We start from the raw sequence: 10,022 nt of genomic DNA on the forward strand, positions 1-10,022 counted from the left end.
TCCTCTCCTTACTGGGCTTCTGGCATTTGCCGAACATCTACGAAGCGCCCTGCGATAGCTGCTGCAGCTGCCATGGCTGGACTGCAGAGGTGGGTCTTAGCACCAAATCCCTGTCTGTCTTCAAAGTTGCGGTTGCTGGTTGAGGCACAGTGAACGCCATCTGGAACCTTGTCAGGATTCATCCCCAGACACATGGAGCAACCAGGGTCTCTCCACTCAAAGCCAGCATCTAGAAATACCTTGTCCAAGCCCAACTTCTCAGCAGCTCGTTTGACAGGACGAGAACCTGGGACTACGATAGCCGTTAAGTTGGGAGCAATTTTCTTCCCTTTAACAAATCGCGCAGCCAGTTGCAAGTCGCTGAGACGAGCATTGGTACATGAACCTATAAAGATATAACCTAGTTCAATATCCGCTGGCTTTTGACCTGGTTCCAAATCCATATAATTGTAGGCTCGTTCATCATTCATATCCTTAATTTCTGGGAAACTACTGTCAAAGTCAACGCCCATAGCAGGATTGGTTCCCCAGGTCACCATAGGAGCAAGGTCTGAGACATCCATCTGAATAACCTTATCATAAACGGCATCCTCATCACTGACAATTGTTTTCCAATCCGCCACAGCCTCTTCAAAGTCCTCTGGAACGCATTCTCGTCCCTTGAGATAATCATAGGTAGTTTGATCCGGATTCATGATTCCCATCTTAGAGCCAAACTCGATGGACATATTGCAGATGGTCATTCGCTCTTCCATGCTCAGTGCATCAATAGCCTGACCTCGATATTCCACCACGTAGCCAACACCACAAGCAACGCCGTACTTGGCAATCAGGGCGAGAATGTAATCCTTGGAATAAACTCCTTTTTGAGGAACACCAGTGAATTCTACCAACATTTTCTTTGGTTTAACCTGCCAGAGTGTTTGGGTAGCGAAGACATGCTCAACCTCACTGGTCCCAATCCCAAAGGCGATAGCTCCGAAAGCTCCGTGGGTTGCCGTATGACTGTCTCCACAGACGATGAATTTTCCTGGTTGGGTCCGTCCTGTCTCTGGACCAACCATATGAACGATTCCTTGCTTTTCGGAACCGTGGGCCGCATGTTCAATCCCAAACTCCTCAACATTTTCAGCCAGCTTATCAATTTGAGCCTTGGAAATGACATCTCGAATATCGTAGATATTGACCGTCGGGACATTGTGGTCAAAGGTTCCAAATGTCAAGTCTGGTCGTCTCAATCTTCGTCCTGTGTCTCGTAATCCTTGAAAAGCCTGAGGGCTGGTCACTTCATGAATATAGTGCTGGTCCACATACATGAGTTGGGGTTGCCCCTCTTCTCCTGTGATGACATGACGGTCCCATAATTTATCAAAAATAGATTTTCCTGCCATCCATTACCTCCAAATAAAATATAAGGCTACTAGTGTGGACACCATCCCGAGAAACCAAACTGTTTTAAAATACCATTTTCGAGTCTTGTGGTGAAAAATGATTCCTGCTAGCCAAGCACCAAAACCACCAAAAGTAAAGGCTAAAATTAGTAAGATTTTCTCAGGGATGCGCCAAACTCTTCTCCTAGCCTTAGATTTGTCAATACCATAAATCAAGAAAACCATGACATTCCAAATCAAAAGGACTAGAGTAATTTTTTCGTCTAACTTCATAACCTTGCAATAATAGCTTCCGTCATTTCCTTGGTCGAAGCCTGTCCTCCTATATCTCTCGTTAAAATTCCAGCTGCCAAACTTGCCTCAACAGCACACTCGATACGCTCTGCATCCTCATATCGTCCAAAACTATCTCTCAACATCATAGCAACAGACAAAATCATAGAAATAGGATTGGCAATTCCTTGACCTGCAATATCAGGAGCTGAACCGTGAATGGGTTCATAAAGACTTAGTCCATTTTCAGAATGACTGGCTGATGGCATAACCCCAAGTGTGCCAGATAGAACACTTGATTCATCAGAGAGAATATCTCCAAAAAGATTCTCCGTTACAATAACATCAAACTTGGCAGGATTGGTAATCATGAGCATGGAAGCTGAGTCGACTAGCTGGTGCTCCAAGGTTACATCTGGGAAATCCTGCGCGACTTCCTCAGCTACTTTCCGCCAGAGTTTTGAGGTCGCTAGAACATTTTGCTTATCAATACTAGTAACGATTTTTCTCCGATTTCTTGCAATTTCAAAGGCTTTGCGAATAATCCGCTCCACTTCCTCATGGCTATAGTCGTTGATATCACGCGCTTTGCGCTCTTCAAGGAGATGATCTCCAAAGTAAATTCCGCCTGTCAACTCACGCACCACGACAAAGTCTACACCAGCAATTCGTTCCGATTTTAGTGGTGACAAATGCTTAAGACTGTCAAAGATTTTTACAGGTCGAATATTAGCATAGAGATTGAGTTCCTTACGGAGAGCCAGCAGGCCTTGTTCAGGGCGAACCGCTGCTCCATCATACTGAGGACTACCGATAGCAGCTAGGAGAATGGCATCTGCTTCTCTACTTGCCTTGAGGGTTTCATCAGGTAAAGGATGCCCTGCAGCATCAATACCTGCGCCTCCAAAAGGTCGTCTGTCTATTTCATAGACAAAGCCTGTTTTTTTAGCTAGAGCCTCCAGAACTTCTAAACCAGCCTCCATGATTTCTGGGCCAATTCCGTCCCCTGCTAGAGCTACTATTTTCTTTGTCATAGCCTTCTCCTTTATACACTAGGCATATCGCGGTAAGAAACACTACGTCCCATCTCACCAGCATTCTCTTTTTGAACAAAGGTATTGGCATTGATGTAGGCAATAGCCGAAGCCTTCAACACATCGAAATCAAGACCTGCTGCGTTAAAGATGGTTTCTGTATCTCTGTTTTCAACAGTGACCAAGACCCGAGCTTGGGCATCAATTCCATCTGTCACAGCGTCAATAGTGTAGGACACCAAGCGGACGGATTGGTTAAAGAACTTATCGATAGCGTTAAAGATGGCTTCAACTGAACCTTGTCCTGTCGCATTAAATTCGACTTTCTCACCATCCATATTAGCCAGGCTAACAAGTGCTTCAATGTCATTATCTGCATGGGTTTGCAGTTGTAAATCATCAAAATGGAAGCCTTCTGGATTTTCAACCATGGTTCCAGCTACCAGCGCACGAATATCTGCATCTGTAATTTCTTGCTTCTTGTCTGCTAGCGCCTTAAACTTCGCAAAGAGTGGTTTGATGTCCTCTTCTGTAAAATCTAGGGCCAGTTCTCTTAGTTTCTCAACAAAGGCATGGCGACCAGATAATTTTCCAAGCGGAAGACTGTTACTCTTGACACCAACCAATTCAGGGGTGATAATCTCATAAGTAAGAGGATTTTTAAGAACTCCATCTTGGTGAATACCAGATTCATGAGAAAAGGCATTACCACCAACCACAGCCTTGTTTTTAGGAACTGGGATACCTGAGAAGCGAGAAACCATTTCTGACGTATTGATGGTCTCATTTAGGACAATACCGGTTTCTGCTTGGTAGTAATCTTGGCGAATATTGAGCGCCACTGCAATTTCTTCCAAAGCAGCATTTCCAGCTCGCTCACCAATACCGTTGATAGTTCCTTCGACACGTCCTGCCCCATTCTTGACGGCAGCAAGGCTATTAGCTACTGCCATTCCGAGGTCATCGTGGCAGTGAGGCGAATAGATAATCTGACGATCCGTCTTGACATTCTCAATCAAGTATTTGAAGATAGCACCGTACTCCTCTGGCGTGGTAAATCCAACCGTATCAGGGATATTGATATAAGATGCACCTGCGTCTACCGCTGTTTGAACAACTTGCAAGAGGAAATCTAACTCTGTTCTAGTCGCATCCTCAGGAGAGAATTCGACTATCTCAAACTTAGAACGGGCATAAGAAACATGCTCCTTAATAGCTTCTAGAATCTCTTCCTTGCTCTTATTGAGCTTATACTTACGATGAATCGGACTGGTAGCGATAAAGACGTGAACCTGTGGATACTTGGCGTCCTTGAGCGCCTCATAACATGCATCAATATCAGACTTGACAGAGCGTGCCAAACCAGTCACCGCTGTTTTCTTCAAGACTTTAGCAATCTCCTGCACTGCTGTGAATGAATCAGGACTCGCCGCCGGAAAACCAGCTTCTATGGCTGAAATGCCCCATTTCTCCAGCTGCCTTGCAATGGCAATTTTTTCTTTGATTGAAAAGTTAACACCGGGTGTCTGCTCTCCATCCCGAAGGCTAGTATCTAGAAATTCAACTGTTCGCATAAGATTTCCCCTTTTCCAAATGTGATTTTAAAAAAACATCTCGCTCAGAAACCCAAGCGAGATGTTGATTTACTCCCGCTTGGTAAGCCAAACAGGACTAATGCTTTTTGCACTAGCCCGAGTACCTCAACAACAAAGCAAATTGATTAAACTTAGCTGTTTTCATGTTTGACTTTCTCCTTCGTTTGATATCTTGTTTAGTATTTTAGCATAGGCAAAAGCACTTGTCAAGAAAAAATCCAATATTTTCTGAAAATTTCTTCAGTAGAGAATATTTAGCTAATTGAAAGTTATTGAAAATCCTTGAAATATTTCATTTTTTAGTGGTTAAGTTCCAACTTTTTTCTATCAATTCCAGTACCATTTCATCTGACAACGTATCATCAAAAGCCACACTAATCCAGTAACGTTTATTCATATGAAAAGCTGGATAAATGCCCTTTTGTGAAAGCAAGTCCGCTACTTGGTCGTGTTTTAGATTGACTGCTTCGACTAGACCTTCTCTACCCTTATCTAGCCTATCCCAAGGTATTCTCATCAAAACAGCATACCATTTTTGATTGCCTTCATGACGTAACACTGCCGTATCAGGAGATTTCTCCCACAGATATTCCAACTGATTTCCGTACTTTTCCTGAACTTGAGTCATGATACGCTTAGTTTGAGGACAGATAAAATCCTGCACATCAAAACAAGCCTTCCGAATCTGGTAAAGAGTCTCCAAACAAGCCTCACGGACACTTCCTACAAAACTTCCACGCATGCTTTCCATATGAACTTGAGGATAGAGATCACCAGTCTCCTGGTCAAAGACTTGAAAACTCACATTATCAGTAGTGATGGAGACTGTCATGACAAAGTCACCCTGCAAAATCTTGGAGCTATAATTCCAGACTTCCCCATTTTCTACAAGACCATAGGCATGAGCTTTTTCTTTATTAAACTGATAGGATTTAAAAATTTCAAACATAAGTGAAAACTGCTACCCAAAGCTAGCAGTTCCTTTCTATTTTTTAAAAGACAACCTTAGTTCCATGCAATTGAGTCACGCCTAGCTGATCGATAAAGGTTTGACGGTTGTCAAGGTCAATCCCTCCACCAGGTAGAATTTCAATTTTACCTTTAGCGTGCTCTAAAATTCTGTGATAGTGAGCAAAGCGTTTTTCTAAGGAGTCACCAGACACACCAGCACGAGTTAGGATACGAGTGACACCGGCTTGGCTGAGCCAGTCAATAGCCTCCAACTGCTCTTCATCACTCAATTCATCAAAGGCCATGTGGAAGACAATTTCCATTCCTTTTGATGCAGCAATTAACTTTTCAAGATTAGGCTTATCCAACTTCTTATCAGCAGTTAAGGTACCAAATACAACCCCTTGACTTCCAGCCTGAGCAGTCAAGCGAATGTCTTCTAGCATAATAGCAATTTCCATATCATTATAGACAAAGTCGCCACCACGTGGGCGAATCATGGTCATGATGGTCGTATCATAGTTAGCTGCCAGTTCAACTGCTGCCTTAGTTACTCCATAGCTTGGTGTTGTCCCACCAACTGCTAGATTATCACAGAGTTCGATTCGACGAGCTCCAGCCTCCATAGCTTTTTCAAGCAAGGTCACATTTTCAGCACAAAATTCGTAAACCATTTGATTCTCCTTGAAGATTACTTTAAATTTATTATATCATATTATTGTGAATATGCTTTCATTTTTATCAAGGGAAATAGTTACAAATTTTACTTATTCTTTGTCTGGAATAACCTTAAAGAGATAATAGGTGATAAAGATGGTCAAAGCACCCAGACTGATTTTGACTGGTAAGAGAGGGGCAAAATAAATGGAAATTCCCATCAAGATGTAGATGGATACGATGATTTTTTTCTTACGTTCACGCGCAATTGACTTGGTTTCCCGAAAATCAGCTACATATGTTTGATAGAGCTTGGTATGATAAAGCCAGTCTTCGAAACGTTTGGAACTTCTGGAGAAACAAGCAATAGACAACAAAAGGAAAGGCGTTGTCGGCAACAAGGGCAAGACAACCCCAATAATAGCCAAAGCCAGTGATAAAAAACCAATTATCAGATAGATAAGACGCATAACTACTCCTAATTAATACTCTTCGAAAATCTCTTCGAAAAACGTCAACGTCGCCTTACCGTAGGTATGGTTCCTGACTTCGTCAGTCTTATCTGCAACCTCAAAGCAGTACTTTGAGCAACCTGCGGCTAGTTTCCTAGTTTGCTCTTTGATTTTCATTGAGTATAAAATAATCTTCTTCTAGTTTCGCATAAAATGATGAATTTTGTCAAGTTCCAACCAAAAGAGCCTGAAATTCACTTTCAGGACTCTCTTCTTATTTAATCTTTTCTTCTTCGTAGTCACCCTTGCTACAAACAATCTGCTTGCCACCACCACGGACTTTTTTCTCCATGAGGAAGTTGCCACATTTTGGACAGTCACGACCAACAGGCTTGTCCCAAGAAGTAAATTCACAGTCTGGATAACGATTGCAACCATAGAAGAGGCGATTACGTTTGGTTTTTCGCTCAATAATTTGTCCCTGATGACAACTTGGACACTCTACGCCAATCTCTTTCACGATTGCTTGGGTATGGCGACAATCTGGGAAATTGCTGCAAGCGTAGAACTTACCAAAACGACCAAGTTTAATGACCATTGGACTGCCACACACTTCACAGTCAAATCCAGCTGGTTCATCCTTGATCTGGATTTTTTCCATTTCTTCTTCAGCCTTGGCAACCTCTTTAGAGAATGGTTTGTAAAAGGCATCAATGACACGTTGCCACTGCTCTTTTCCGACTTCGACATCATCCAGTTTGCCTTCCATTTCAGCTGTGAAGGTCACGTTTACGATATCTGGGAAATATTCAACGATGAGCTTATTAACAATTTCTCCCAACTCTGTCGGTTCAAAACGTTTGGCTGCAAGGTGAACATAATAACGTTTCTGAATAGTTTCAATGGTGGGCGCATAGGTGGACGGACGTCCAACCCCATTTTCCTCCAAGGTCTTGATCAGTGTCGCTTCAGAATAACGAGCAGGCGGTTGGGTGAAATGTTGCTCTGGTTTGCTATTAACCTGTTTCACCACATCTCCAACAGCCATGTCCGGTAACATCTTATTCTTGTCAGAATCATTATAAATGGCAAGATAACCATCAAACTTAACCTGACTACCATTGGCAGCAAATTGAACCCCATTTTGAGACAATTTAACGGCCATGGTATCAAAGACAGCAGCTGTCATCTGGCTTGCTACAAAACGATTCCAAATAAGAGTATAAAGCTTGAGTTGATCCTTGTCCAGATACTTAGCGATGCTTTCCGGTGTATTAAAGACACTTGACGGACGAATAGCCTCATGGGCATCCTGAGCACCTGATGCATTTTTGACCTTGCTACCATGCTTAGAATATTTGCTACCAAAACGGTCCGTAATGAAACTTGCTGCTTCGTTCTGCGCTACTGGACTGATACGAGTCGAATCGGTACGCATATAGGTAATCAAACCTTGCACACCAGAACCGATATTGATCCCTTCATAGAGCTGTTGGGCAACCATCATGGTCTTTCGAGTACGGAAGTTAATTTTATTGGCTGCATCCATCTGCATAGACGAAGTGGTATAGGGTAAAGGAGCATTGCGCTTGCGCTCTTTCTTATCCACCTGATCCACTGAAAAGTCTTTATTAGTCAGACGAGATAAGACTTCCTTGACCTCATCATTACTAGTCAGTTTCAGCTTTTTACCATCCACTCCATAAAAGGAAGCCTGGAATTGCTTGGTTCCCTTTTTAAAGACGCCATCAATTGTCCAGTATTCCTCTGGCTGAAAAGCATTGATTTCATTTTCACGGTCAATGATGAGTTTAAGGGCAATGGACTGTACGCGACCTGCTGACAAGCCCTTCTTGACCTTTTTCCACAAAATAGGCGAAATCGAATAGCCTACCAAGCGGTCCAAAACACGGCGTGCCTGTTGAGCATCGACCAAGTCCATATCAATCTTGCGAGGTTCTTTAAAAGCATTTTTGACCGCATCCTTGGTGATTTCATTGAAGACCACACGGTTGGCATCATTTTCATCCAAGTTGAGAATGTGGGCCAAATGCCAAGAAATCGCTTCTCCTTCACGGTCCGGGTCACTTGCGAGAAAGACTTTATTAGCTTTTTTGGCTTCTTTTTTCAAGTCATTGATAAGAGGACCTTTTCCTCGGATATTGATATATTGCGGTTCATAATTATTTTCAATATCAACGGACATACTGGATTTCTTCAAATCACGGATATGCCCGACACTGGCTAGAACCTTGTAGTTTCTGCCTAGATATTTTTCAATCGTTTTCGCCTTAGCAGGCGACTCCACGATGACTAGATTTTTTTTAACTGTTGATTTTTTCTTTTTTGTTGCCGTAGCCACAGTATCACACCTTTTCAAAGTAATAAACTTTATAAAGTGTAAACCATTTTTTGAACCCTGTCAAGACTTAGCTACTATAATAGAAGAAAAGTTTTATGCTTAAGACCTCAGTCTTCCTTTGATATACATAGAAGACTCACGAGAGAAACCAGCTATTCTCAAGAAATTATTGCTCCTCAGACTCTGTATCAAATTTATTGGCTTTTTCCTTTTCTTTTGCTTCCTTATCCTTGATATACTGGAAGAAATACTCTACCAGTTCTTCCTTGCTAAGTTGTTCTGAATCAGACAATTGTGAAACTTGAACAGAAACATCACTTAAACCATAATCCCCCCTCTTACTGGAAATCATATCGAGTTCTTCTTCTGTCAAATAATTTCCTGAGATGGTTAGCTTTAGGGTATGAGTCTTTTTAGAATAGGTTTTTTTCAAAATATTATGCCCCTGAAACTGCTCTGATATAAATTTATTAAGGGACTCTTTTTTCAACGTTTCTCTCACTAAAGTCGTTGCAGAGATGAAACTCGGAATCATCAGCAAAACAGCAACTAAAAGCAAAATCCTGCGCATTTTAGAGTCTTCTTCATTATCTCTAAAATAGTGCTTCTTAACCATCATCAACCTAACACCTATATAAGTCGCAATGACAATAAAGCTACAATTGATGAGGAATAGGTAAGAAGAGCCTATGATAAATTTTAGATTAGCAGAAGCAATAGCATAACCTACCGTACAAAGAGGAGGCATCAAGGCAGTTGCAATCGCGACACCAGGGACAATATTATTGGTCTCTTTTTTCCTAGCACCAATAATACCAGCTATCCCTCCTACAAAAGCAATGAGAACATCCCAAATAGTCGGAGAGGTTCTAGCAACAATCTCCGAACTAGCATACGAAATGGGAGAAAGATAAAAATAAAGTGTTGAAGCTATTAAACTGGCAAGAATTTGAATAGCTAAGATTTTAAAAGATTTTCTTAACAATTTAAAATCAAATATAGCTAGAGAGAGTCCTACTCCCAGAATGGGGCTCATCAAAGGAGAGATTAACATAGCTCCAATAATCACGGGAGTCGAATCCATATTTAATCCGATAGAGGCGATAAGCATGGCACATAGCAAAATCGCTAAATCACTTCTGGAGAGTTCTAATTCTTCGTATATTTTATTTCTAAATTCTACCAACGAATACAGTTTATTATTTGTCACAAATATCTTCCTTTCCTAGCTAACTAGTCGCTAATACTCTTCGAAAATCTCTTCAAACCACGTCAGCTTCACCTTGCCGTATAGATGTTACTGACTT

General features: G+C 41.8%; 9 protein-coding genes. All 9 read right to left on the reverse strand.

Annotated features, from left to right (window positions below; genetic code table 11):
- Nucleotides 1–8 precede the first annotated feature (8 nt).
- The 9 genes from leuC to HT721_RS07335 all read right to left on the reverse strand — a co-directional run bounded on the left by leuC (nt 9) and on the right by HT721_RS07335 (nt 9,925).
- A complete protein-coding gene (leuC, locus tag HT721_RS07295) occupies nt 9–1,391 on the reverse strand; it encodes a 3-isopropylmalate dehydratase large subunit (protein ID WP_173229467.1) in 1,383 nt (460 codons plus the stop codon).
- 3 nt (nt 1,392–1,394) lie between these two features.
- Entirely contained in the window at nt 1,395–1,664 is a 270-nt protein-coding gene (locus tag HT721_RS07300; RefSeq protein ID WP_173229469.1) for a DUF1294 domain-containing protein, read from the reverse strand.
- Complete coding sequence (gene leuB, locus HT721_RS07305) at nt 1,661–2,698, reverse strand: 3-isopropylmalate dehydrogenase (RefSeq protein ID WP_173229471.1); 1,038 nt, start codon at nt 2,696–2,698, stop codon at nt 1,661–1,663. The genes HT721_RS07300 and leuB overlap by 4 nt, the downstream gene beginning before the upstream one ends.
- Nucleotides 2,699–2,709: 11 nt before the next feature.
- Nucleotides 2,710–4,272, reverse strand: a complete 1,563-nt coding sequence (locus HT721_RS07310) for a 2-isopropylmalate synthase (protein WP_173229473.1) — start codon at nt 4,270–4,272, stop codon at nt 2,710–2,712.
- A gap of 313 nt (nt 4,273–4,585) precedes the next feature.
- The gene (locus HT721_RS07315; RefSeq protein ID WP_173229475.1) at nt 4,586–5,242 is read right to left on the reverse strand and encodes an MmcQ/YjbR family DNA-binding protein; all 657 of its coding nucleotides are present in this window, start codon (nt 5,240–5,242) and stop codon (nt 4,586–4,588) included.
- Nucleotides 5,243–5,285: 43 nt separating this feature from the next.
- The gene (locus tag HT721_RS07320) at nt 5,286–5,918 is read right to left on the reverse strand and encodes a copper homeostasis protein CutC (protein ID WP_173212518.1); all 633 of its coding nucleotides are present in this window, start codon (nt 5,916–5,918) and stop codon (nt 5,286–5,288) included.
- A 93-nt stretch (nt 5,919–6,011) separates the two neighbouring features.
- Nucleotides 6,012–6,371: a YbaN family protein gene (locus HT721_RS07325; protein ID WP_001237210.1), complete on the reverse strand. Its 360-nt coding sequence runs from the start codon at nt 6,369–6,371 to the stop codon at nt 6,012–6,014.
- Nucleotides 6,372–6,627: 256 nt separating this feature from the next.
- A complete protein-coding gene (topA, locus tag HT721_RS07330; protein ID WP_173229477.1) occupies nt 6,628–8,715 on the reverse strand; it encodes a type I DNA topoisomerase in 2,088 nt (695 codons plus the stop codon).
- Nucleotides 8,716–8,881: 166 nt separating this feature from the next.
- The gene (locus HT721_RS07335; protein ID WP_173229479.1) at nt 8,882–9,925 is read right to left on the reverse strand and encodes a TIGR00341 family protein; all 1,044 of its coding nucleotides are present in this window, start codon (nt 9,923–9,925) and stop codon (nt 8,882–8,884) included.
- Nucleotides 9,926–10,022: the final 97 nt, after the last annotated feature.

Origin of the sequence: Streptococcus sp. 4094 (assembly GCF_013277125.1) — a bacterium.
GTDB lineage: Bacteria > Bacillota > Bacilli > Lactobacillales > Streptococcaceae > Streptococcus.

Coding starts and splice junctions, on each gene's coding strand:
- HT721_RS07315 (WP_173229475.1), bottom strand. CDS start 5,242: ATGTTTGAAATTTTTAAATCCTATCAGTTTAATAAAGAAAAAGCTCAT.
- leuB (WP_173229471.1), bottom strand. CDS start 2,698: ATGACAAAGAAAATAGTAGCTCTAGCAGGGGACGGAATTGGCCCAGAA.
- HT721_RS07300 (WP_173229469.1), bottom strand. CDS start 1,664: ATGAAGTTAGACGAAAAAATTACTCTAGTCCTTTTGATTTGGAATGTC.
- leuC (WP_173229467.1), bottom strand. CDS start 1,391: ATGGCAGGAAAATCTATTTTTGATAAATTATGGGACCGTCATGTCATC.
- HT721_RS07320 (WP_173212518.1), bottom strand. CDS start 5,918: ATGGTTTACGAATTTTGTGCTGAAAATGTGACCTTGCTTGAAAAAGCT.
- HT721_RS07310 (WP_173229473.1), bottom strand. CDS start 4,272: ATGCGAACAGTTGAATTTCTAGATACTAGCCTTCGGGATGGAGAGCAG.
- HT721_RS07325 (WP_001237210.1), bottom strand. CDS start 6,371: ATGCGTCTTATCTATCTGATAATTGGTTTTTTATCACTGGCTTTGGCT.